The sequence below is a fragment of the Mesorhizobium sp. B2-8-9 genome (assembly GCF_006439475.1).
In the GTDB taxonomy this organism is placed as follows: domain Bacteria; phylum Pseudomonadota; class Alphaproteobacteria; order Rhizobiales; family Rhizobiaceae; genus Mesorhizobium.
In genome coordinates this window covers 24432-48895 of sequence record NZ_VFTQ01000037.1, presented here as the reverse complement: position 1 = coordinate 48895, position 24464 = coordinate 24432, and the positions used below count along the sequence as shown (strand labels likewise).

The following is a 24464-nucleotide window of genomic DNA, read 5'->3' as shown; positions in this document are numbered from 1 at the left end:
GGTTGCGGGCGATGCCGTGTTCCAGCGGCAGCGGCGTGTTGGCGGCGGCGCGCGTCGGCAGCGGCATCACCTTGGGCGCGCCTGCGCCGGGCTCGCGGATCGTGCTCATCTCCTGCCCTTTCACTCAGCGCCTTTGCGCTTTTATGCCTTCGTGGGTGTCATTGGGTGGCACGAACGAAGATAGCCCGTGAAGCGATGCTTCACGAGTCTTTCAAAGGGTCATAGCGCAAAAAGCCCGCTCAGGCAGCAGATTTTTGACCGTATGGTCAAAACATCATGCTGGGTAGGCGCTCCATGCGTTGGAGATTGGCCGAAATGCCCATCCCTTCGTCATACTCGGGCTTGACCCGAGTATCCATGCCGTGACCTCTGCCGCAGAGTGCAACGGTGCAGAATTCCGTAACCGCCGCAATGCCTTAGCGTAACGGCATGGAGGGTCTGCGCGCGTCGCTCCGCTCCTTGCTCCGCCCTAGAATGACGAAGCGCGAATGCCGTCGCTAATCTCAGACGCCTCCAACAGAGCAGGCGGACCGCGATATGTCTCAGCCGACGAAGGCGCGCTCGACGACGAAGCTGGCCGGATGGCTGAGCGAGCCTTCCTGGAAGCCGAGGCTTTCGGCGAGTTCCTTGACGTCCTTCAGCATGTGCATCGAGCCGCAGATCATGATGCGGTCCGTCTCGGGATTGAGCTTGTCGATGCCGAGGTCCGAATAGAACTTGCCCGAGCCGATCAGCGCGGTGATGCGGCCCATGCGCGCCGATTCCTCGCGGGTCGTCGAATTATAGAGCGTGACGCGGCCGCCGGTCAGCTCGCCGATCAGCGGGTCGCTCTCGAGCCCGGCCACCAGTTCCTGGCCATAGGTGAGCTCGGCATTGTCGCGGCAGGTGTGGGTGAGGATGACCTGGTCGAATTTCTCGTAGGTATCGGGGTCTCGCAGCAGGCTGGCGAAGGGCGCGATGCCGGTGCCGGTCGAGATCATGATCACGCGCTTGGCGGGCGTCAGCGCGTCGAGCACCAGCGTACCGGTCGACTTCTGGCGCATGATGACAGTGTCGCCGACCTCAATCTTCTGCAGCTCGGAGGTCAGCGGACCGTCCGGGACCTTGATCGAGAAGAATTCGAGCTCATCGTCCCAGGCGGGGCTGGCGACCGAGTAGGCGCGGAAGATCGGCTTCTCGGCATTGGGCAGGCCGATCATGACGAACTCGCCGGAGCGGAAGCGCAGCGACTGCGGCCGGGTGATGCGGAAGGAGAACAACCGATCGGTATAATGCTTCACCGACACCACGGTCTCGGCATAGACATTGGCCGGGATCGGGAACTGCAGCGGCTTTGCGCCGGCGACGTTCAACGCGGATGTCGTGTTCATTCCAACCCAACTTTCCGGCCCAGATGAAACGCACTGGGCGCCAAACCTTCTCGTGCGCGCCCGAACGGTCAGGTTCCGGCGTGCTCCCTGCACACTGTCAAGCGGTAAGCTCTTGTGTCCGGAATTTATTAGTATACAAATGATCTTCAGGTCAAGATGGCGGCGTAAAACGCCTTTCCAAACCGAGGCATATCCGTAGTCCTGGCATTTCGGGTTTCGGCAATGAATGAGAAATTTTCGGCGTCGGCGGGAAACGTCGTGGCTGGCATCGATGTCGGCGGAACCTTCACCGACCTGCTTTTGATCGACGGCAAGGCGGGCGGCAAGGTCCATATCGCCAAGACACCGACCACGGTGGAAAACCAGGCCTTCGGCGTCGTCGCGGCACTTGGCGCCACCGGTTTTCCGATCGATGGCATCGACCTCATCGTGCATGGCACGACGACCACGACCAACGCCGTGCTGGAACGTCGCCTAGCGCGGACCGGCATGATCACCACCCGAGGCTTTCGCGACGTGATCGAGCTTGGGCGCCGCACAAGGCCGCAGGCCTATGGGATGACGGGCACTTTTGTTCCCGTCATTCCCCGCGACCTTCGGCTGGAAGTGTCGGAGCGGGTCGAGGCGTCGGGCGCCGTGCGCATTGAACTCGACGAAGCCGAGATGCGCGATGCGGTGAAGGCGCTGCTCGACGCCGGCTGCGAGTCGCTGGTCATACATTTCCTGCACTCCTACGCCAACCCGTCGCATGAGCGGCGTGCGGCAGAGATCGCGGCGGAGCTCTGGCCGAACAGCCACATCACCACCGGCCATGCGCTGCTTTCGGAAGCGCGCGAGTTCGAGCGCGGCGTCACCGCGGCGGTCAACGCCTCGGTGCAGCCGATCCTGGAGCGCTATGTCGAGCGGCTGCGCAAGGAACTGGCGGCAAAGGGCTACGCCCGTGACTTCCTGATCATGAACGGCAATGGCGGCATGATCTCGGCCCGCTTCGTCACGCAGGAATCGGCCAAGACCGTGATGTCCGGCCCGGCCTCCGGCGTGATCGCCGCCGCCTATACGGGAAAACGCGCCGGCTTCGGCAATCTCGTCACTTACGACATGGGCGGCACCTCGACCGACGTGGCGCTGATCCGCAACGCCGAACCCGCCGTCTCCAACGAGATCGAGATCGAATATGCGATGCCGATCCATGTGCCGATGGTGGCGGTGCACACCGTCGGTGCCGGCGGCGGCTCGATCGCGCGCGTCGATGCGGCCGGGCTGATCCAGATCGGCCCGGAAAGCGCCGGCGCCAACCCAGGCCCGATCTGCTACGGGCGCGGCGGCATCGAGCCGACCATCACCGACGCCAATCTGGTGCTCGGCCGCCTGGCGCCGAAGAAATTGCTCGCCGTCGACAATCCGGTCACGGTCGAGCGTGTCACCGATATTTTCGAGGACAAGATCGGCAAGCACACAGGCCTCTCCGGCGTCGAAGCGGCGGGTGCTGTGCTGAGGCTCGGCAACATGAAGATGGCGGGCGCCATCCGCATGGTCTCGGTGTCGCGCGGCCACGATCCACGCGATTTCGCGCTGTTCGCCTTCGGCGGCGCCGGGCCGCTGCATGCGACGGCGCTCGCACGCGAGCTCGGCCTGCCGAGGGTGCTCGTGCCGGCGCGCCCGGGCATCACCAACGCGCTCGGCTGCGTTGTGGCCGATCTGCGGCACGACTTCGTCAACACAATCAACCAGCCGGTCGGCGGCCTCGATGAAACCGCGCTTCGCGAGGTGTTGGAACGGCACCGTAACGAAGGTGAGGCGCTGATTGCCAAGGAAGCGGTGAAACCCGACGCGATCCGCGTCACCCATTCGGCCGACATGCAGTTCGTCGGCCAGACGCACATCATCAACGTGCCGCTGCCCTCCTCGTCGGTTTCACGAGAAACACTGCAGCAATTGTTCGAGAAGGCATATTTCGCCCGCTTCAAGGTCGAGCTGCCGGAAATCCGCGCCAACCTCGTCAACCTCAACACCTCGGTCACCGGCGTGCGGCCGCAGATCGACCTGTCGCGGCTGATCGACCCGGCGGGACGCGCGGCAACGCTAACAGAGGCGCGGCGCGAAATCCGGCCGGTCTGGTACAACGGGCGCTGGCACGACACGCCGGTCTATGCGCGCGAAAAGCTGCCGCTCGACGCCACAATCGAGGGTCCGGCGATCCTGGAACAGATGGATGCGACGACCGTGCTCGAACCCGGCGACCGGGCGCGCTCGGATGCGGACGGCAACATCATCATCGACATCGGCGAGACCTGAGATGGCAAAGCTCGACACGATCACGCTTTCGGTGCTGCAGGCGGCGCTGCAGCAGGTCTGCGACGAGATGGACCTGACCTTCTCGCGCGCGGCCTTCTCGCCGGTCATCGCGGAAGCCAATGACCGTTCGGACGGCATCTATTCGGCCGTCGACGGCTCGCTGATCGCGCAAGGCAGCCAGGGCCTGCCGGTCTTCGTCGGCGTCATGCAATACTCGACCAAGACCGTCATCGAGATGATCGCCGACGGCCGTTGCCTGGCGCCGGAGCCCGGCGACATCTACATCGTCAACGACCCCTATCTCGGCGGCACACATCTGATGGATGTGCGCTTCGTCATGCCGGTCTATCGCTGCGGCCAGATCTTCTGCTGGCTTTCCAACACCGGCCACTGGCCGGATATAGGCGGTTCGGTGCCGGGCGGCTTCTCAGCCTCCGCCACCGCGGTCGAGCAAGAGGGCTTGCGTCTTCCACCGGTAAAGCTGTTCAAGAAGGGCACGCTCGATCCGGAGATCTACGCCATCATCTGTTCCAACATCCGGGTCGCCGACCAGCGCATCGGCGACATCCGCGCGCAGGCTGCGGCGCTGCTGATCGGCCAGGACAGACTCAACGAAATCCTGGATCGTTACGGGGACGAAACCGTCGTTGAGGCCATTGCCGAACTGCGCCGCCGCGCCGCTGAGCAGATGCGCGCCTCGATCGCCGTGATCCCGGACGGCGTCTACCGCTCGCAGGCCTTCGTCGATTCCGACGGCGTGGTAAACGAGCCGCTGACCATCAATCTCGCCGTCGAGAAGCAAGGCGACACGCTGACCTTCGACTTTGCCGGCTCATCGAAACCCTGCGCCGGACCGATGAACAGCGTGCTGGCGACGACCTTGTCGTCGGTCTATCTGGCCATGCGGCATATTTTTCCAGAAGTGCCGATCAGCGCCGGCGCCTTCGAACCGCTAAACGTCAAGCGGCCGGAAGGCACGTTCCTCGACGCCAAATATCCGCGCCCGGTCTCGGGCTGCGCGGCGGAGGTTTCGCAGCGCATCGCCGAAGCCGTATTCGCCGCGATGGTGCAGGCGCTGCCGGAAAAGGTGACGGCGGCGCCCGCCGGCTCCAGCGGCAATTTCGCGCTCGGCGGCAACGATCCGGCGCGCGGGCGCGACTATGTCATGTACCAGATCTCGGGCGGCGGTTATGGCGGCAATGCCGGCCATGACGGGTTGAGCAATGGCTGCTCGACGATCGGCATTTCGAAATCGCCCCCGGTCGAGATCATGGAACAGGCTTTTCCGGTGCTCTACCGGCATTACGCCTTGCGCGAAGGCTCCGGCGGCGCGGGAAAACATCGCGGCGGCTTCGGGCTTGCCTATGAAGTCGAGCTATTGCGCGGCGAAGCGCGCGCGTCCTTCGTCATGGATCACGGCCGCTTCGGGCCGCAAGGCGCGCTCGGCGGCAGGGACGGCGCGCCGAACAGCGTGACCGTGTTCCGGGGCGGCGAAGCGCATGTGCCGCCGCATCTTTCCAAGGAACAGGACATCGCGCTCAAGGCCGGCGACCGCGTGCGTGTCGGCACGCCCGGCGGCGGCGGTTACGGCGATCCGCGCGAGCGCGACCCGAAGCAGGTCGCCGAGGATGTCAGGCTCGGGTACTATACGGCTGAGCAGGCCAGGGAGATGTTCGGGGTGGACGTGTAGGCGGACGGCTAACGATCGATCGAAGGTGCCGACATGCTTCCGTCGAGTTCCTTCACACCCCCCTCTGCCCTGCCGGGCATCTCCCCCGCAAGGGGGGAGATTGGCAGTTCAGCCTTGGCGCTCTCTCTTCAACGCCGGAGATTTGCGAAGGCCGAGATGACATCTGATCTCCCCCCTTGTGGGGAAGATGGCCGGCAGGCCAGAGGGGGGTGCTGTCCCTCCAGCGTCTAAAGGTGCCACCCCTCTCGAAAGCAACCCTTCACGCCAGCTTCGCCAACAGCCGCAGGAACGTCGCGGTTTCCTTGGCCGTCAGCGGCGCCAACGTCTCCTCGGTGATGGTGCGTGCGAGCGGGATCAGCCGCTCGATCGCCTCGCGGCCTTCCGGCGTCAGATTGACCAGCAGCCGCCTTTTGTCGACCTCATGCTTGGAGACTTCGACCAGCCCGCGCGCCTTCAGTCGGTCGATGACGCCCTTCACGGTTGCGGCGTCCATGGCGATCAGCGTTCCGAGCTGGTTCTGCGAGGTTTCGCCGATATCGTAAAGCTTGGCCAAAGCGGCGAATTGCGGCGGCGTCAGGTCGCCGATATGCGAGGCGAAGATCGAGACATGGCGCTGATGCGCCTTGCGCAGGATGAAGCCGACCTGGTCCTGCAGGTGGTAGTTGTTCTCGTCGCTGTCTTCGGCCTCGACCAGCCGCAGCAGATTGTCCTCGGCGCTCATCTCAGGCCGTCCCATGCCTTGATGTCCTCAGCAGCCAGGCCGCCCATGCGGTTGTGGACACGCGGGCCGCAGGTCATGGCGAGGCAGAACAGGATCTCGTCCGGACGCGGGCCGTCGCTGATGCCGACCTCCATGGCGTCGAAATGGCTGCGCACATAGGCGGCGTTGATGTGGCCGAGCGGCACATCGAGCCGCGCGCCGAAGGCGCCGACCTTCTTGGCCGAGGGCACGATCGCCTTGGCGTCGCCGAGACGCTCGCGCATGGCGTAGCCGCCCGGCACATGCCACAGCGCGCCGTGCTCCAGCTCCCCTGCCGTGCCGACGATGGCGCCCTTGCCGTAGCCGTCGATCTTTTTCACATCGCCGCCGAGCGCCGCGATCAGCCTGTCCGAGAGCAGAAGCCCGAGCGGCTTCAGGTCCTCCATCGCGCCCTGCAAATCCTCGACATAGCGGCCGGCGAAGGGGTTCTTGACCACGGCAAGAGCCGCCGCGCGCAGGCGGGGTTCTTTCGCGACGGAGCCGCCGTCGTGAAAAATCTCCTCGGTCAAGACCGCGACCTTGCGGATCGGAAAGTCAGGCATGGGCAGTTTCCTTCGCTTTATGTTTATTGGGCGCAGCGAGCGTCACCGAGCCACTGATGCGGGCCTCGCCCGCCAGAAACAGCGCCGAGGCGGCGACCAGGCCGCGCCGGCGAAAATCTTCGGCGACGGCAAGGCCGTTGTCCAGCGCGCGAGCAATCTCCGCGGCGTCAAGCGGGCCGACGCTTTGCGTCACCAGCATCTCGCCGAGATCGCTGTCTGGCGCCAGATCGCGCGCGGCGGCGCGTGCAATGGCGGAATGTCCGGGTAGATCGACGGCGTTGGCAATCAGCGTTGCCGCCGCGTCGGCCTCGGCGCCGGTCGGCGCCAGCACCGTGACCGCATCGGCTATGCCCAGCGAAAACGACCGGCCGCGCCAGCCGCTCGTGGCGACGCCGCGCACGCCGTCTTCGGCTCGAATGGCGACGCGGTCGGCCATGCCGTGCCCGGTGCCGGCGATCGCCACTGTCATCGTCTGGCCGATGCCAAGATGGAGAGCGCAGTCGCCGCCATTGTTGACGTAAGCGCGGTCGAGCCGGCGGCCGGCGAGCATTGCGCTGAGAATTTCGTCGGCTACCGAACCGGCAACGGCGGCCATCGGCGTGATAAAGCATTCCGCCAACGGCATGACGGCCGCCTCCATGCGGCGCGCTGTCGGGCCGGCGAAATCGCGCGGCGCCAGGAAGAAGGCCGGCAGGCGCAGTTCGGGCAGCTCCTCGACCACCTCGATCAGGATCGTCTGAAAGCGGGCGACCGCCTGTTCGTAAGCGGCGCGGCATTCATCCGCTTCCCCAAAGGCCTCGACGATCAGATCGATCGGCCCATGGTTGAGATGGAGCCGCCTGCCGTCGGCAAGCCAATGCGCCTGCGGGCCATTCATCAGCCGGCCCCGTTCGCCACGGCGCGCCGCAGCTGCGCCAGCGGCGGCCAGGGATTGCCGGCCGGCGCGCCGGTGTTGCTGCGCGGATTGAGATACTCACCACCCCTGGCGAGAATGTCCTCCACGCTGCGGATCTCGTTCTCATAGCCGCCGAGCCGGACATAGTCGTCGCGGCGCATGGTGAACTCGATCGGCGCGACCAAAGCCGGGGTCGGCACATAGCCGAAGGCACCTTCCGGCACGCGGGTGACGTCGACCATCAGCGTGATGCCGCCGCCCGGCCAGACATAGACCGGCGCGCCGCCCACGGTCACATAGGTCTTCAACCTTTGCACCGAGCGGGTGAGGTTGACCGGGTTTTCGGTGACGCCGGCGCGCAGCGAGCCGCCGGCGCCGCCGATGAACAGAACCGTGCACAAAGCCGGCTCGCAATTGTCCTCGATCAGGCCGACGGACTTTTGCAGCCGCTCGGGAAACGGCTTCTGGGCCGGCTTCAGCTGGTCGTCGAGCTCGTAATAGGCGAACTGCTCGCCGGTGGTCGAGACCATCAGCAGCGACAGGCCGGGACGCGCGCCCTTCTTGGCGTTCCAATCGCCGAGGATCGACAGCGGATCGGAAATCGTGGTGCCACCCCAACCGAGGCCGGGCTCGGACACCTTGAAATAGCGGCCGGGTGTCGAGCGGCGGCCGATGATCTTTATCCCGGTATCCTCCCAGCCCAGCACCTTGCCGGCCTGATGCTCGGAGACGACGCCGGTGATGTGGTCGTCGACCACCACCACCTCGTCAACGAGGCCGCGCCATTGCGTGGCGAACATGCCGATGGTCGCCGAGCCGCAGCCGACGCGCATGCGGTGCTCGACCTTGCCGTCGATGACCGGCGCCTTGCCGGCTTCGACGATGACCGTCGCGCCGCCGTCAATGGTGAGCTCGACCGGTTTCCTGTTGCAGAGATTGAGCAGCGCGTCGCAGGTGGCACGTCCCTCCGCTTTCGAGCCGCCGGTCAGATGATGGACGCCGCCGAGCGACAGCATCTGCGAGCCGTATTCGCCGGTCGTGACATGGCCGATCGCCTCGCCTTCGGAGCGCACGATCGCGGTCTCGTCGCCGATGTGGCGGTCGGTGTCGATCTTCACCTTGACGCCGCAATAGGAGAAGATGCCTTCGGTGACGACTGTGACGAGATCGACGCCTTCGACTTCCTGGCTGACGATGAAGGGCGCGGGCTTATAGTCCGGATAGGTGGTGCCGGCGCCGATCGCGGTGACGAAGCGGCGTCCGGTGTTGACCAGCTCGCCATCCCAGGCCTCGCCCTCGGCAATGAACGGTACGACCGCGCCGCCGGTCTCGGCCGCGTGGTCGAGGATCGTCAGCGGATCCATGCGCACGATGCGGCCGCCGACATTGCCGTAGCGGTCGCAGGCGCCGGTGCGGCCGTCGGCGATGTAGCACATGACCGGACAGGCATCGCAGCGGATCTTTTCCGCCACCTGCTTCTCACCGGGATCGTGGGTTTCGAAACGTTCGGCAAGCTCGCTCATCGGCGCGCCTCCTTCTCGCGGATCGCCGCCAGGATGCGGCTCGGCGTCGCCGGCACCTTGGTGACCAGGACGCCTGTGGCATGGCGAATGGCATTGAGGATCGCCGGCGCGGTCGGGATCAGCACATGCTCGCCCAACCCTTTGGCGCCGAACGGTCCTTCCGGATCCGGAACCTCGACCAATATATGTTCGATGGGCGGCACGTCGCCGATGGTCGGGATGAGGTAGTCGTGCAGGTTCTCGGTGCGGCCGGGGATATATTCCTCCATCAGCGCCATGCCGATGCCTTGCGCGATGCCGCCCTCGATCTGGCCTTCGACCAGCACCGGGTTGATCGCCTTGCCGACATCATGCGCGGCGGTGATCTTGATCAGCTTCACGGTGCCGAGCTTGAGATCGACCTCGAGCTCGGCGATCTGCGCGCCATAGCCGTAGACCGCGTAAGGCTTGCCCTGGCCCTTGGCGTCCAGCGGCAGCGTCGGCGGGTCGTAGGTTTCTTCGGCGACGAACACCAGGCCGTCGGCACCGGCCTCCAGCGCAGCAAGATCAATGCGCCGCGCGGCATCGCCCTCTCGGATGGAGATGCCGGCGCCGTCGAGCGCGATCGTCGCCTGGTCCGAGACATTGGCGAAGCGCAGGATTTTCTCGCGCAGCGCCCGGCCGGCCTTCTCGGCCGCTTTGCCCGTTACAAAAGTCTGCCGCGAGGCGGATGTTTTGCCGGCATCGGGCGTGATGGCGGTGTCGGCGCCCTTCAGCTTGAAACTGGCCAGCGGCAGGCCGAGCGCGTCGGCGCATATCTGGCTGATGACGGTGTTGGAACCCTGGCCGATGTCGACCGCGCCCTGGTGCAGGACGACGTCACCCGCGGCCGAGATGCCGACCTTGATGGTCGAAGGATTGGGTAACGAGGTGTTGCCGCAGCCATACCAGCAAGAGGCGACGCCGACGCCGCGCTTGCTTGCGGCATGGGTCGCATTGAACGCCTTCGCGTCCGCCAGCGCACGCGCCCAGTGCGGCTTGAGCTGTTCCAGGCATTCGCCGATACCGACACCGGATTCCAGGCGCTGACCCGTGACCGTTTCATACCCGTTACGAAGACAGTTTTTCAGCCGGAAGTCGAGACGATCCATGCCGAGCTTTGCGGCGAGCTCGTCATAGAGCGTTTCCTGCATGATGGTGGCTTGCGGCACACCGAAGCCGCGGAAGGCGCCGGCGATCGGACCATTGGTGTGGATGGCGTAGCCCGTCGCCCGGTAGTTTGGCGTGAGGTAAGGGCCAGAGGCATGCACCGGCACGCGATTGGCGACGGTCGGACCCCAACTGGCATAGGCGCCGGTGTTGAAATCGCCCTCGAAGACCATGCCGGTGACCCGGCCTTCGACATCGGCGCCGATCGTCGCCTTCATCTCGGCCGGATGGCGCTTGGTGGTCGACATCATCGATTCGTTGCGCGTGTAGGCAAGTGCTGCCGGCCGGCCGGTCTTCATCGCCACGAGGCCGATGAGAGGCTGCAGCGAGACATCGAGCTTCGAGCCGAAGCCGCCGCCTGTCGCCGTCGGCACGATGCGCACCTTGTCTACGGCAAGGCCCAGCACCTTGGCCGTGTCGTCGCGGTCCATATAGGGCGCCTGGGTGCAGGCGACGACAACCAGCGTGTCGCCATCCATATAGGCGTAACCGGCTTCCGGTTCGATATAGGCGTGCTCGACAAACGAGGTCTCGATGGCGCCGGAGACAGTGACCGCTGCACCGGCGAGCGCGCCATCGGGATTGCCGCGCTCGACATAACCGGAGGTGAGCAGGTTTGCCGGGCGGTGAGGATGGATCAGTGCCGCGCCGTCAGCCTTCGCATCGCGCGGCTGCAGCACGTGCGGCAGCTCGGTCCAGGCGATGGGAAAGTCCGTCAGGTCGAGTTCGAGGATCGCCTCGCGCTCGCCGGCGACGAGCGCCACGGCCTCGCCGCGCAGGCGCGCAAAACCATCGGCCAGCGCCGGCTGGTCGGCGAAGGGGCCGATGACGCCGAAACAATTCTTTCCCGGAATGTCCTTTGCGGTGAAGACGCCGGCAATGCCGGCGTGCGCTTTTGACCAGGCATCGAGATCGCCGAAGCTGAAGCGGGCATGATAATGCGGCGAGCGCACCACAAGCACCGCCAGTGCGTCGGACGGGAAGGAATCGCCGCCGAATTTTTCGTCGCCGGTGACTTTCGGCACGCCGTCGAGCCGGATCGGCGAGGCACCGACGGCATGGCCGGCTTCCGGCAGGCGAAGATCCACGCTGTTCATGTGCTGCGAGGCCTGCATCACCGCCGCGACGATTTTCCTGTAGCCGGTGCAGCGGCAAAGCACGCCGCCCAGCGCGTCCTGCGTCTCGGCCTCGCTCGGCGTGGGATTGCGATCCAGCAGCGCGGTGGCCGCCACAAGCAGGCCGGGCGTGCAGATGCCGCATTGCGCGGCACCATGTTCGAGGAAGGAGGCCTGCAAGGCGGACAGCCGGCCATCGGCGAGGCCCTCGACAGTGGTGACGGAGGCGCCGGCTACGGAGGCCACCGCCATCAGGCAGGCGCAGACCGGATTGCCGTCGACCAGCACCGTGCAGGCGCCGCAGTCGCCGGCATCGCAGCCGACCTTGGTGCCGGTCAGCCGCAACTCGTCGCGCAACACCTGCGACAGACGCCTGACCGGCGGCGCCGACACGCTGACGGCGGCGCCGTTGACCTCGAAGGCGATCTCGGAGCGGTCCATGCCGGACCGGGCCATGGCGGATTGAGCCACGCCGGATTTGGCCGCGCCGGACTGGGTCATGCTCATGCGGCCACCTTGCCTTCGCCGTGATCGACCGCAGCGCGCACCGCTCGGGCTACGATCTCGCGCGCGGCATCCTGTCGGTATTCCGCGCTGCCACGCACATCGGCGATCGGCGACAGTTCGTCGATCGGCGCGGACAGCACCGCATCGGCAAGCGCCTCATCGATCGGACGCCCGCGCAACGCCGCCTCGACACCGGCGAGACGGCGGGCGACCGCCGAGCAGGCGCCGACGGCGATCGCCGCATCGGCGACGACGCCATTCTCGACCACCAGCCGCGCCGCGGCCATGGCGATCGAGATGACGAGATAGCGCCGGGCGCCGAGCTTGACGAAGGCCGAGCTGCCGGCAGCGGAACGCTTCGGCACGCGGATGGCGGTGACCATCTCGCCCGGCCGAAGCGCCGTGCGGCGATTGCCGAGGATGAAGTCACCGAGGGCCAGATGGCGGATGGTTTTCGCCGAGCGCAATTCGACATCTGCATCGAGGGCCAAAAGCGCCGGCACGCCATCCGCTGCCGGCGAGGCATTGCAGAGATTGCCGGCCACCGAGGCGACATTCTGGATTTGGACCGAACCGACCTCGCGCGCGGCCGATTTCAACACATCGAACGCCGCCGGCAGCGGCTGGCGCACGATATCGGTCCAGGTTGTGCGGGCACCGATCCGCCAATGCCCGTCCGTTTCGGCGACGCCGCACAGTTCGGCGAGAGCGTTGATGTCGAGGATGTTGTCGCAGAAGGGTTTCGCGCCCTGCGCCGGATAGAAATCCGTGCCGCCGGCGAGAATGCGCCAGCGGTCCTCGCCAAGCAAAGCGAGCGCGTCGTCGACCGTGGTGGGTTTTGCGTAACGGATCACGCTCTGCCTTCCAGACAATTGCGCCTTCCCAGACCTTAGGCCTTCCCCAGGCCTCCCCGAAGTGCCGCTTCAGGTCTTCTTGCCGGTCTCCGGACCGGTCAAATTCATTCGTATGCAAATGATATCAGGCCGGCCGGAATTGTCAAAGCCGGAGTTGGCGCCGCGAAGAGCTGAACGCGATTGTTATGGCGCCGGAGGGTTGACGCCGCCGGCCATCTGGTCAAGGTTCCGTGTCCGGTCGCGTCAGCGGCTTTTGGACAGGTGCCCCAAGCCAGACGAGAGGGCCGAAACGAAAGGGACCGCATGGCCGAAGAAGCGCTCATCGTCATCGACCTGCAGAATGATTTTTGCCCCGGCGGCGCGCTGGCGGTTGCCGGCGGCGACGAGATCGTGCCCTTGGTCAACGACCTGATCCGACGAACGGAGCACGTGATCCTGACCCAGGACTGGCACCCGGCCGGGCATTCGAGCTTTGCCTCCAGCCATCCGGGCACGCAGCCTTTCGAGGGCATCGAGATGCCATATGGGCCGCAGACGCTGTGGCCGGATCATTGCATCCAGGGAAGCCTCGGCTCTGATTTCCATTCCGGGCTCGCCTGGACCAAGGCGGAACTGGTGATCCGTAAGGGGTTCCGCACGGCGATCGATTCTTATTCCGCCTTCTTCGAGAACGACCATAAGACGCCGACCGGTCTCGGAGGCTATCTGAAGGAACGCGGCATCGACACGATCACCCTGGTCGGCCTCGCCACCGATTTCTGCGTCGCCTTCTCGGCGCTCGACGCGGTCAAGCAGGGTTTCAGGACGACCGTGCGGCTCGACGCCTGCCGCGGCATCGACCTCAACGGCTCGGTCGAGGCGATGCTGAAGCGGATGCGCGACGCCGGCGTGACGCTCGAAGACCATTCGGCGGACTGATCCGCCAGTGGAGAAGAGCCCCTTCGCCCAGATTGCGGGCTCCCCCTTCTCCCCTTGTGGGAGAAGGTGTCGCCGAAGGCGACGGATGAGGGGTGTTCCAGGGAACGCCAACGCCTCACTCCGCTGGAACACCCCTCATCCGTCTCGGCGCTACGCGCCGATCCACCTTCTCCCACAAGGGGAGAAGGGGAAGGCGCGCCGCGGCCGAAGGAAGGAGCTTTTCGCATTCATCGCGCTCGCCATCGCGATGCTGCTTCCGGTCCAGGCTCTCGCCTCCGAAATTCACGGGCTGCCGGGCGCCGCGATGCCGCTGTGGTGGGGATTGCCTTTTGCCGGCCTGCTGTTGTCGATCGCGACCGGACCGCTGCTTTTCCCGCATGCGTGGGAGCATCATTACGGCAAGATCGCCGCTGCCTGGGCCATGCTGGCGGTGGTGCCGCTGACGATCGCCTTCGGCCTTCCGTCGGCAGGCGAAGCGGTGCTGCACACGCTGCTTACCGAATATCTGTCCTTTATCATCCTCCTGTTCGCGCTCTACACCATCTCGGGCGGCATCCTGCTTGCCGGCAACATCCACGGCACGCCGCTCGTCAATGCCGGCCTGCTGCTCATCGGTGCGCTGCTTGCCTCGGTGATCGGCACCACCGGCGCCTCAATGATCCTGATCCGGCCGATGCTGCGCGCCAACGACAACCGGCCGTTCAACGCGCATGTGGTGATCTTCTTCATCTTCCTGGTCTCCAACATCGGCGGCTCGCTGACGCCGCTTGGCGATCCGCCTCTGTTCGTCGGCTTCCTGCGCGGCGTCGATTTCTTCTGGACGACCGCGAACCTGTGGCGCGAGACGCTGTTCAGCGGCGGCCTGGTACTCACCATCTTCCTGGCGCTCGACATTATGCTGCATCGCCGCGAGGGCGGCATGCCGAAGATCAAGGATCCGACGCCGGACACGAAGGTGCGCCTGCGCGGCCTCGCCAACCTGCCGCTGCTTGCCGGCGTGATCGGCGCGATCCTGCTTTCGGCGAGCTGGAAGCCGGGCGTCAGCATCCCGATCCTCGGCGTCGGCCTCGAGCTGCAGAACCTGGTGCGCGACGCGATCATCCTGGCGCTTGCCCTGCTGTCCCTCAAGGTCTCGTACAAGAGCCACCGCGAGGCGAACGGCTTCACCTGGGAGCCGATCGCCGAGGTGGCGAAGCTCTTTGCCGGCATCTTTACCTGCATCGTGCCGGTGATCGCCATCCTGCGGGCCGGCCATAACGGCGCGCTGGCGCCGCTGGTGGCCCTGGTCACATCCGCCGACGGTCAGCCGAACAATCTCGCCTATTTCTGGCTGACCGGGGCGTTGTCGTCGTTTCTCGACAATGCGCCGACCTATCTGGTGTTCTTTGAGCTTGCCGGCGGCGAGGCGCACCACTTGATGACCGAGGCCGCCTCGACATTGGCCGCGATCTCGGCGGGCGCCGTGTTCATGGGAGCCAACACCTATATCGGCAATGCGCCGAACTTCATGGTCTTCGCCATCGCCCGGCATCGCGGCTTCAAGATGCCCGGCTTCTTCGGCTATATGGCGTGGTCGGGGCTGGTGCTGATCCCGACGTTCTTGATCGCCGGGTTAATGTTTTTTCGATGAGCTGAGCTACTCAATTTCCACCGCCGGCGCTGCCCCTCATCTGGCTGCCGCCATCTTCTCCCCGTGAACGGGGAGAAGGGGGCTGGCATCGCCGATTTCGCCAATCACCAACGTTGCAGAATGACCGCCGAGGTCGCGGCCAGCTTCTTTCTCCCCGTTCAAGGGGAGAAATGCCCGGTAGCGCAATGAGGGGCAGCGCAGCCGCCGATAGTCTTGGCACCGACGCGCATTCGGCGCCCTATCCCACCCCCACATACCTGCGCACCGCCGACGGGTCGGCGCGCAGTGCTTCGACCTCTACCGTCTCGCGATTGCGGCCGTTCTCGATGAATGAGACGCGGTCGGCGACCGACAGAACGGCGTCGACGCGCTGCTCGACCAGGATGGTCGAGACGCCAAGCTCGCGCAGCTTCGCCACCGTTTCGCGGATTTTGGCGATCATCGAGGGCATCAGCCCTTCGGTCGGCTCGTCGAGCAGCAGCACCTGCGGCTCGAGGCAGAGCGCGCGGGCCATTGCCAGCATCTGCTGCTCGCCGCCGGAGAGTGTGCCGGAGCGTTGCCTCAGCCGCTCCCTGAGCAACGGGAAGAGATCGAGCACGCTCTCGCGGGTTTGCTTGCCCTTGCCGCGCGCCATCAGGCCGATCTCGATGTTTTCCGCCACCGTCATCTCGGCGAACAATCGCCTGCCCTGCGGCACATAGGCGACGCCGGCCTTCGGCACGTCATGCGCGGCGAGCCCGGTCAGTTCCTTGCCGTCCAGCCTGATCGAGCCGGCAGCCGCCGGCACCAGACCCATGATCGCCTTCAGTGTCGTCGTCTTGCCGGCGCCATTGCGGCCGAACAGGCAAAGCACCTCGCCCTTGTTCAGCGTGAGGTCGAGGCCGTAGAGCACCTGCACCTCGCCGTAGAAGCAATCGAGGCCGGAAATGGTGAGCAATCCGCCATTGGCTCCAATGGAGTCAGCCATGGGTCGCCCCGAGATAGGCATCCTGAACTTGCGTGTTGGCGCGGATCTCACCCGGCGTTCCTTCGGCGAGGATCTTTCCCGAATTGAAGACGGTGATGCGGTCGGCAAGCTGCATGACCACCGGCATGTTGTGCTCGATCAAAAGCACCGTAGCGTCCCTGGCGATCTCGCGCACCAGCATGATGAAATTGTCGATCTCGCTGTCGGCGAGACCCTGCGTCGGCTCGTCGAGGATCAGCAGGCGCGGCTTCAGCGCCAGGCCCATCGCGACTTCGAGCAGGCGCTGGTGGCCATAGGAAAGCTGCCCGGCAAGCGTGCCGGCGCGGTCGGCAAGGCCGGTCCGCTCGAGTGCCGCCATGACGCCGCTTCTCACCTGGCCCTTCGTGCGGCCGTCGGTCAACGTGCGCTGCACCGGCAGCGCGACATTGTCGAAGGCGGTGAGATTGGCGAAGACGCTGGTGATCTGGAATGTATAGGCGACGCCGAGGCGAACCCTTTTGTAAGCCGGCATGGCGGTGATGTCGGCGCCGTCGAAGACGACCATTCCGGAGGACGGCCGGATGCGGCCTGAGAGCAGGCTGACGAAGGTGGTCTTGCCGGCGCCGTTCGGGCCGATGATGGCGCGGATCTCGCCCGGCATCAGCGCGAAGTCAACGCCGTCGACGGCGCGCAGGCCGCCGAAATGGCGCGACAGGCCCTTGGTGGTGAGCAGCGGCATCATGGCAGCCACCTCAGCCAGCGCTCGCGGATGCTGCCCAGAATGCCTTTTGGGAAGAACAGCACCAACAGGATGAGCGCCACGCCGACGATCAGCAGATAGGCGGAGGTGAAGCCGCTGGTGATGTCGGTGACATAATACATGAACAGCGTGCCTACGAGCGGCCCGAGCTTGGTCGCGGCACCCCCGAGCAGCACCCAGAGCAGCGGCAGGATGGAATATTGCACGGAAGCGAAGCTCGAGCCGACATAGCCGAACAGCAGCGCATAGGCCGCGCCCGAGGCCGCGCAGATGGCCCCGGAGGCGACGACCGCGGCGAGCTTGTTGGCGACCGTGTCGTAGCCGAGCATCTTGGTGCGCTCCTCATTCTCGCGAATGGCGACCAGCACGCGGCCGAAGCGGGAGCGGACGACGGCTAAGGTGACGAGCAGAATGATCGAGAAAAGCGCCAGCGCGCTCATGTAGCGCACGGTCGGGTCGGTCAGGTCGAAGGATGCGCCGCCGATCGCGATCACCCGCGACGCCTGCTGGATGACCAAGCCCTGGTCGCCGCCTGTCCAGGCGGCGAAATAGAGGATGAGCAGATAGAAGACCTGAGCGAACATCATGGTGACGATCATGAAGGCGACGCCGGAGGTGCGCAGCGCCAGCAGGCCGATGACCAAGGCGAGCAGCGCGCCACAGGCGACGCCGGCGACAAAAGCTGCCGGCACGCCCCAGCCGAGGTGATAGACGGTCAAGCCGGCGCCGTAGAGGCCGGCCGAGAAGAACATGGCATGGCCGAGGCTGAGCAGGCCGACATAGCCGAAGAGCAGATTGTAGCCCATGGCGAAGACGGCGAGCGCCATGATGCGGGCGAACAGGCCCTGGTGGTAGTCCGGCAGGACGAAGTTCAGCGCGAAGAGAAGCGCGATGACGCCGATATGCAAGGCGTAGGTCTTTGCCGGTGAAGCATCCCTCATCGCGGCGTAGTCCCGAACAGGCCTTGCGGCCGGAACACCAGCACCATGGCGACGACCAGCGTGGCGATGATCTTGGCCAGCGTCGGCGAGAAGAACATCGAGATGATGCCGTCGGAAAGGCCGATCAGGACGGCGGCCACCACGGTGCCGCGGAGCGATCCCAGGCCGCCGATGATGACGACGATGAAGGAGAGCAGCAGCGGATCCTGCCCCATCAGATAATGCGCCTGGCTGATCGGCACGATCAGCACCGCGGCGATCGCCGCCAGCATGGCGCCGACGGCGAAGACGCCGGCATAGACGCGCTCGACCGGGATGCCGAAGGCCTGCGCCGTCTCGCGGTCATATTGGGTGGCGCGCATGATCAGGCCGATCTTCGTTCGCGTCAGCACCAGCCAGGTGATCACCAGCAGAATGGCGGAGGCGGCGACCACCGAGAGCTTGTAGCCGGAATAGCCGAACCAAGGCAGGAGAATGCGGTAGCTGAAAGGCGGCTCGACCGGGCGCGCCTCGGGACCATAGAAGGTCAGCGCCAGCTGCTGGATGATGTAGAGCATGCCGATGGTGGCGACGATGGTGCCTTCGGGATTGTAGTGGAGGCGGCGCAGCACCAGGCGTTCGGCAATCAGCGCGACCAGCCCGACCAGCAAGGGCGCGATCACCAGCGCGGCGATGAAACCGATCGCGGGGTGGCCGGAAATCGCCGTCGAGACCGCCCAGGCGAGCACCGCGCCCAGCATGAAGAACTCGCCATGCGCGACATTGACGACGCGCATGACGCCGAACACCAGAGACAGGCCAAGCGCCGTCAGCGCCAGCACGGCGGAGGTGACGAGGCCTTCGAGCGCGGCGAGGAGGAGATGGGGTCCGAAGTGCATATGCTATGAGACAAGCTCACAGCGCCTGCTTCGTATAGTCCCCTTCCGGCTCGTAGAGGCCATCCTCGATCTTGGTCTTGTGGACGACCTTGAGCTTGCCGCCTTCGACCTTGGAGATGTTCTGGATGCCGAAGCACTGGTGGATCTTGCCGTTGAAGGTTTTTGGACCCTGCGGATGCTCCGGCCCTTCGGCGAACTCCTTCAGCGCCTCGGTCGCCTCGACCAGCTTGGCGCGGTCCTCCGGTCCCTTGTAGCCGGCGTCCTCCATCGCCTTCTTGACGACATAGAGCGTTTCCCAGCAGCCGAACATGTGGGCGGCGGTGGAGACGTCCTTGGGGTCGCCGACGGCGGCGCCGTTGTCGTCGATGCTGACCGCGGCGCGATAGGCTTTCTGCGCGGCCGAGTCGTCAGGCTGTGCATAGCGCGGAGAGCCTTCCCAGAAATGGCTGCCGTCGAGGAATTCGAGGCCGGGGCTGTTGATGTCGACGGCTTCGAGCGAGTCGATGAAGCCGAAGAGCTGCGGCCGTTGCGAGCCGTAGAACTCGCCGAGCTCCTTGACGAAGGTGAGCACCGCAGGGCCGACCATGACATGGTAGATCACCTCGGTCTCGGCCGGGATCTGCGGGAAGTATTTCGTGAAGGACGACTCCGTCGGCGGGATGGCGATCTGAGCGATCACGTCGGCGCCCTGCGCCTTCAGCGCCGGCGGCAGGTAGTCGCGATGGTCGTAGCCGAAAGCGAAGTCGGGGAAGATCTGCGTCACCTTCTTGCCCGCGTTCGCCGCGATCCACGGCGCCATCGACTGGATCTGGCTCTTCACGTCGGTGATGCCGGGCTGGAAGACGTAGCGGTTGAGCTTGGTGGAAGCGACGTGATGGCCTTCGCTGACGACGAAATAGGGGATCTTGTTCTCGCCGGCGGCGGGCGCCGAGCCGATCACGACATGCGAGAACAAGGTGCCGAAGACGATGTCGGTCTTGTGCTGCTTGGCAAACTTGTTGACCACCTCGGCGCCGCGCGCCGGATCGGTGCCGTCGTCCTCGATGACCAACTCGACCTTGCGGCCGCTGATGCCGCCGGCGTCGTTGATCGCCTTGATAGCGGCGGCGCTGGTCTTCTCGTACCAGCGACCATAGGCGGCGCCGATGCCGGTGCGGTGCAACTGGAAGCCTATCTTGATCGGCGCCGAGCTCTGCGCCTGGCTGTAACGGACGAAGCCCGGCGCCAGCGCCAGGCCGGCCCCGGCGGCGATACCCTTCAGCGCGGTGCGGCGCGACAGCGTCGTCTTGGAGAGGTCGAAAAATCCGTTCTTGTCAGCCATGTCGGTTCCCCTGTTTTTTCAGTCTTGACCAGCGATAAGGCGGCTAAGCCATCCCCTTACGAAGGATGGGAAAATTGCATGTGTACAAACTAAATCACCAAAGCCGCGACGTGGCAAGCTAGCTTCCCTCGCGTCATGACGGCGGCCCTTGTCTCATCCCGCCGTCGGCGTGGCAAGCAGCCACAGGCCGAAGATCGTGTAGGCGATCATCAGCAGCGTGAGCGGCAGCTGGCTGAGCGCCGCACGCGACGGCTGAGGATGGAGACGCCAGGCAAGGCCATGTGCGACGAGGACCGCCAGCACATGGCCGGCGATGATGACGCCGGCCTGCAGGTTCCACAGCCACCAGGCGGACTCGGCGCCGGCGACTACGCCGGCCTCGACCATCCTGTTGGCGGTACCGAACAGGTTCCAGCCGAGCGCGAAAGGATCGGAGAGCGCGACCAGCGCATACTGGCCGTCGACCAAAAGCACGGTGAGGTAATGCCCGATATGATAGGCGAGCGCGATCGGCACGATCGACCAGACCAGCAGGCCGGCGGCTTTTCCGAACGACTGCGCATCGCCGGCGAGGCGCTGTCCAAGAAAGGCGGCCAAAGCGAACACCGCCGCGAGCAGGACAAGGGTCAGCACGAGGCCGAAGCTGCCGATGCCGACCAGCGCGGTGCGGCCGGGATATTCCAGCGGGTTGACGCCGAACAGGCTGAGCCAGAAGAAGGTCTTCGACAGGCCGTCGAAGGACACCGAAGAAAGCGCCAGCAGGAGGAAAGCCGTGCCGCTCAGCGGCAGCGGGTCGCCGGCAAGCAGCTTCGCACCGGGCCAGCAGAGCGAGAGCCGACCATTGAGGCGCTCGACAGGCGCGAAGCGGGCCACCATGGCGAAGAAGACCGTGAGGAATTCGCCGCGCCGGCTCCAAGCGTCGTAGCCGAAGAGGAGCATCGCGACGAAGCTCGCCAGCCAATAGGTGCCGGCGGCAAAAGCCAGGCGGGCCGGATCGTCGGGCGCCGGATCGATCAGCTCGAACCAGGCGAAGGCGAAGAACAGCGCGAAGGCCGGCCAGTAGCCGAGCCAGTTGATCAGGCGCGACGGCGGGGCTTCGGCCCGTCGGCTGCCGACAAGCCGACTTAAGACGCGCCATGGCCCATACCACGGGTTAAGCCACGACCACAGGTCGCCGAAGACGCCCTGCAGCAGGGTGAAGCCGGCCCAGAGCAGCGTCCAAATCACGAGTGGGAGAGGGTTGGAAAGCGGGTCGCGACTGCCGGAGAGACCGGCAGCGACGAGAAGCGCAAAGCCGGCAAAGGAAATCAGGCTGACGACAATGCGGGGGGTGTCGCCGAAGGTGAACAAGGGCAGGCGCCGACGCCAGAAATTGTCGAGGGCAGCGGCCGGCAGCAGGGCCAGGACGAGGAAGCTGACGGCCACCGCCAGCGCGCCGCCGGCGATGTAGTAACCGGTCGGGAGGAGCAGGACGTGGCCGCGGTCGGAGGCATGGGCGAAAACGGGGGTGGGGAGAGCGGCTGCCAAGGCAGTTGCGAGAAAGGCCAACCTCCAAGGTTGGCGCTCTACGGCGCCCCCCTCTGCCCTGCCGGGCATCTCCCCCTCTTGGGGGGAGATTAGCAGTTTCGGCGCCAGCTCTCCTCCTGCAACGTCGGAGATTGGCGAAAGCGGAGATGACAGCGTAATCTCCCCACTAGAGGGGGAGATGTCCGGCAGGACAGAGGGGGGCGCGAAGGAACTCGGCTTATCCGGGAATTCCATTCGTCCGGACCTTACTCCTCTACACCTTCACCAGCTGCTCCACCCGGCCCTTCTCGCCAAATATCCTCAGATACCGCTTGATCTCCTTCTCATCCCCCGTCGCCTTGGCGGGGTTGTCCGACAGCTTCACCGCCGGCCGGCCATTGGCCTCACTGACCTTGCAGACGAGCGAGATGGCGTCGAGGCTCTTGGTTTCGGTCGGCGCGCAACCCTCGAAATCATTGGTGAGGTTGGTGCCCCAGCCGAAGGACATGCGCACCTTGCCGCGGAAATGCTTGTAAGTCTCCTCGATGGTCTCGACTTCCAGGCCGTCGGAGAAGATGAGCAGCTTCTGCTTGGGATCCCTGCCTTTCTCACGCCACCAGGAGAGGACCTTCTCGCCGCCTTCGATCGGCGGCGCGCTGTCCGGCCGGAAGCCGGTCCAGTCGGCGATCCAGTCCGGCGCATCGCGCAGGAACGCGGCGGTGCCGAAAGTGTCGGGGAGCACGATCAGCAGATTGCCGCCATAGTAGCGCTGCCAGTCCTGCAGCACCTTGTAGGGTGACTGCCTCAGCTCGTCCTCGGAACTGGCAAGCGCCGCGAAGACCATAGGCAATTCATGCGCATTGGTGCCCAAAGCCTCGAGGTCGTTATCCATGGCCAGAAGCACGTTGGAGGTGCCGGTGAAGGCATCGCCGATGCCTTCCTTCAGCGCCTCGACGCACCAGCGCTGCCACAGGAAGGAATGGCGGCGTCTTGTGCCGAAGTCGGAAATACGGATGCCGGGCAGCGCCTTGAGCCGCTCGGTCTTGGCCCACATCTTGGCCTTGGCGCGGGCGTAGAGCACGTCGAGCGCGAACGGGCCGAAGGAGCGCATCGCGGCGCGCGAGCGCAGCTCGTTAATGATCGCAAGTGCCGGGATTTCCCAAAGCGTCGTGTACATCCAGGGCCCGGCGAAAGAGAGCTCGAACTGGCCGTCGCGCCTGGAAAGCTCGTATTCGGGCAGGCGGAAATCCTCGAGCCAGGCGAGGAATTCCGGCTCGAAGATCTGCTTGCGGCCGTAAAAGGTGTTGCCGCCCAGCCAGATCATTTCCTTCTTCGAGAAGCGCAAGGTGCGGGCGTGGTCGAGCTGTTCGCGCAACTCGCCCTCATCGATCTCATCGGCCAGCCGCACCGAGGTGGTGCGGTTGATCAGCGTGAAGGTGGCATCGACCTTGGGATACATGCCCCAGATCATCTGCAGCATCAGAAGCTTATAGAAGTCGGTGTCCAGCAGGCTGCGGACGATCGGGTCGAGCTTCCAGGTGTGGTTGTAGACGCGCCGCGCTATATCGGTCTTTGCCATGCTCGCTCACCCATAAAGCACAACGCACGGGAACGCGGGCGCCACGCTTCAAATCCTTGTTCGATCAATTCCGGACGGAACCCCGTTGCGCGGAATTGCTTTAGCAACTGCCTCTTAGCACCGTATTTTCGAACGCGCTTGCTGCTTTGCAAGCTGGCCCGACAAAAAGCAGCTTTGCAAGTCCAGCCGTCAGGATGCGGTCCTGGCGCCTATGACCTTGAGGGCGGGGCGTTTTCTGCGGCTCGGCACGCGGCCGGCGACCGGCGCATCGGCGCGGGCCTCGTCCTGCTCCTTCTCGGCGAACAGCCAGTCGATGAAGAGCTGGACGATCGGCGCCGAGCGCATCTCGTTGCGGCAGACGACGTAGAAATCGTCGACCGCCGGAACCGACAAACTGAAGGGCGCCACGAGCATGCCCCTGGCGAGCAAGGCGCGCGCGGTGACAGAATCGCCGAGCGCCACGCCATGGCCGTGCACGGCGGCCTCCGTCGCCATGCGGGCATCGCCGAGACGGTGGCGGCGGCCGCGTTCGAGATCGAGCGCGTCGGCGGCGGCCAGCCAGGTGTGCCATTCACGGCCATCGTCGCCATGCAGGAAGACGTGGTCGGCGAGGTCGCGGACGCTGCGGATCGGGCGGTTGTTGATCAGCGTCGGACTGACAACCGGAAACAGCTCCAGGCCGGACCACTTGCGTATCCAGCAGTCGCTCCAGCTGCCGTCGCCATAGTGCACGCAGACGTCGATGTCCGCGGCGCGGATGTCTTTGGGATCGTTGGACGGGATCAGCGTCAGCTGGATGTCCGGATATTGCGCCGTGAAGGAGCCGAGCCGCGGTGTCATCCAGAGCAAGAGCAGCGCCGGCACGCAGGAGACCGACAGCGCGCCGGCGCTTGCCGGTCGCGTCATGCGCTGGGTGGCGGCGGCGATGCCCTCGAAGGCCGCCGAGACCGCCGGCAGGAACTCCGCGCCATGCGGCGTCAGCTTCACGCGCTGCCCGCTGCGCTCGAAGAGCTTTACGCCCAGCGACTGCTCGAGTGCCTTGATCTGGTGGCTAACGGCGCCGTGCGTGACATTGAGCTCACCCGCCGCCTTGGTCAGCGAGGCGTGCCGCGCCGTGGCCTCGAAGGCGCGCAGAGGGTTCAGCGGCGGCAGGCGCTTGGCCATGAGGGGCTCCTCCTTTGTGAGATTTTCTCACAGCCAAGACCCTAACAATATCAATTGATTTTTCAAAGCGGCTGCCCGACAC

The 24464-nt window shown here is 65.3% G+C and carries 19 protein-coding genes; 4 read left to right on the top strand and 15 right to left on the bottom strand.

The genetic code is table 11. The features are described from left to right. Window positions 1–542: 542 nt before the first annotated feature. Entirely contained in the window at window positions 543–1370 is an 828-nt protein-coding gene (locus tag FJ423_RS29670; protein WP_140846422.1) for a ferredoxin--NADP reductase, read from the bottom strand. Window positions 1371–1592: 222 nt separating this feature from the next. Between FJ423_RS29670 and FJ423_RS29665 the strand changes: the two genes are divergently transcribed. Both FJ423_RS29665 and FJ423_RS29660 read left to right on the top strand, forming a co-directional pair. Next, window positions 1593–3665 (top strand): hydantoinase/oxoprolinase family protein, encoded by a 2073-nt coding sequence (locus tag FJ423_RS29665; RefSeq protein WP_140846421.1) that lies wholly within the window; start codon window positions 1593–1595, stop codon window positions 3663–3665. A gap of 1 nt (window position 3666) precedes the next feature. Next, the gene (locus FJ423_RS29660; protein WP_140846420.1) at window positions 3667–5355 is read left to right on the top strand and encodes a hydantoinase B/oxoprolinase family protein; all 1689 of its coding nucleotides are present in this window, start codon (window positions 3667–3669) and stop codon (window positions 5353–5355) included. Window positions 5356–5614: 259 nt separating this feature from the next. Here the strand turns inward: FJ423_RS29660 and FJ423_RS29650 are convergent, their stop codons facing one another. From FJ423_RS29650 to FJ423_RS29625, 6 genes are all read right to left on the bottom strand, one after another. Next, window positions 5615–6076 (bottom strand): MarR family transcriptional regulator, encoded by a 462-nt coding sequence (locus FJ423_RS29650; protein ID WP_140846423.1) that lies wholly within the window; start codon window positions 6074–6076, stop codon window positions 5615–5617. Next, entirely contained in the window at window positions 6073–6657 is a 585-nt protein-coding gene (locus FJ423_RS29645) for an amino acid synthesis family protein (protein ID WP_140846419.1), read from the bottom strand. Before FJ423_RS29645 ends, FJ423_RS29650 begins: the two co-directional genes overlap by 4 nt. Next, entirely contained in the window at window positions 6650–7534 is an 885-nt protein-coding gene (locus FJ423_RS29640) for a UPF0280 family protein (RefSeq protein ID WP_140846418.1), read from the bottom strand. The genes FJ423_RS29645 and FJ423_RS29640 overlap by 8 nt, the downstream gene beginning before the upstream one ends. Next, entirely contained in the window at window positions 7534–9075 is a 1542-nt protein-coding gene (locus FJ423_RS29635) for a 6-hydroxynicotinate reductase (protein ID WP_140846417.1), read from the bottom strand. Before FJ423_RS29635 ends, FJ423_RS29640 begins: the two co-directional genes overlap by 1 nt. Beyond that, window positions 9072–11819, bottom strand: coding sequence for a molybdopterin-dependent oxidoreductase (locus tag FJ423_RS29630; RefSeq protein WP_181174943.1), 2748 nt, complete (start codon window positions 11817–11819; stop codon window positions 9072–9074). The genes FJ423_RS29635 and FJ423_RS29630 overlap by 4 nt, the downstream gene beginning before the upstream one ends. Window positions 11820–11881: 62 nt before the next feature. Further along, on the bottom strand, window positions 11882–12739 hold the full coding sequence (locus FJ423_RS29625) for a xanthine dehydrogenase family protein subunit M (RefSeq protein WP_140846415.1): 858 nt from the start codon (window positions 12737–12739) through the stop codon (window positions 11882–11884). Window positions 12740–13042: 303 nt separating this feature from the next. Between FJ423_RS29625 and pncA the strand changes: the two genes are divergently transcribed. Continuing rightward, a complete protein-coding gene (gene pncA, locus FJ423_RS29620; RefSeq protein WP_140846414.1) occupies window positions 13043–13657 on the top strand; it encodes a bifunctional nicotinamidase/pyrazinamidase in 615 nt (204 codons plus the stop codon). 247 nt (window positions 13658–13904) lie between these two features. Further along, window positions 13905–15287: a sodium:proton antiporter gene (locus FJ423_RS29615; protein WP_140846413.1), complete on the top strand. Its 1383-nt coding sequence runs from the start codon at window positions 13905–13907 to the stop codon at window positions 15285–15287. Between the two features lie 238 nt (window positions 15288–15525). Here FJ423_RS29615 and FJ423_RS29610 read toward each other — a convergent pair whose 3' ends face one another. The 8 genes from FJ423_RS29610 to gcvA all read right to left on the bottom strand — a co-directional run bounded on the left by FJ423_RS29610 (window position 15526) and on the right by gcvA (window position 24382). Further along, entirely contained in the window at window positions 15526–16254 is a 729-nt protein-coding gene (locus FJ423_RS29610; protein ID WP_140846412.1) for an ABC transporter ATP-binding protein, read from the bottom strand. After that, entirely contained in the window at window positions 16247–16975 is a 729-nt protein-coding gene (locus tag FJ423_RS29605) for an ABC transporter ATP-binding protein (protein ID WP_140846411.1), read from the bottom strand. Before FJ423_RS29605 ends, FJ423_RS29610 begins: the two co-directional genes overlap by 8 nt. Continuing rightward, on the bottom strand, window positions 16972–17934 hold the full coding sequence (locus tag FJ423_RS29600) for a branched-chain amino acid ABC transporter permease (protein ID WP_140846410.1): 963 nt from the start codon (window positions 17932–17934) through the stop codon (window positions 16972–16974). Before FJ423_RS29600 ends, FJ423_RS29605 begins: the two co-directional genes overlap by 4 nt. After that, window positions 17931–18812 (bottom strand): branched-chain amino acid ABC transporter permease, encoded by an 882-nt coding sequence (locus FJ423_RS29595; protein WP_140846409.1) that lies wholly within the window; start codon window positions 18810–18812, stop codon window positions 17931–17933. The genes FJ423_RS29600 and FJ423_RS29595 overlap by 4 nt, the downstream gene beginning before the upstream one ends. A 16-nt stretch (window positions 18813–18828) precedes the next feature. Next, the gene (locus FJ423_RS29590; RefSeq protein WP_140846408.1) at window positions 18829–20133 is read right to left on the bottom strand and encodes an ABC transporter substrate-binding protein; all 1305 of its coding nucleotides are present in this window, start codon (window positions 20131–20133) and stop codon (window positions 18829–18831) included. 153 nt (window positions 20134–20286) lie between these two features. Next, window positions 20287–21729 carry a hypothetical protein gene (locus FJ423_RS29585; protein WP_140846407.1) on the bottom strand — a complete coding sequence of 481 codons (1443 nt, stop codon included), beginning with the start codon at window positions 21727–21729 and terminating at the stop codon, window positions 20287–20289. A gap of 184 nt (window positions 21730–21913) precedes the next feature. After that, the gene (pncB, locus tag FJ423_RS29575) at window positions 21914–23218 is read right to left on the bottom strand and encodes a nicotinate phosphoribosyltransferase (RefSeq protein ID WP_140846406.1); all 1305 of its coding nucleotides are present in this window, start codon (window positions 23216–23218) and stop codon (window positions 21914–21916) included. A gap of 189 nt (window positions 23219–23407) precedes the next feature. Continuing rightward, window positions 23408–24382, bottom strand: coding sequence for a transcriptional regulator GcvA (gene gcvA / locus FJ423_RS29570; RefSeq protein WP_095768121.1), 975 nt, complete (start codon window positions 24380–24382; stop codon window positions 23408–23410). Between the last annotated feature and the right edge of the window lie 82 nt (window positions 24383–24464).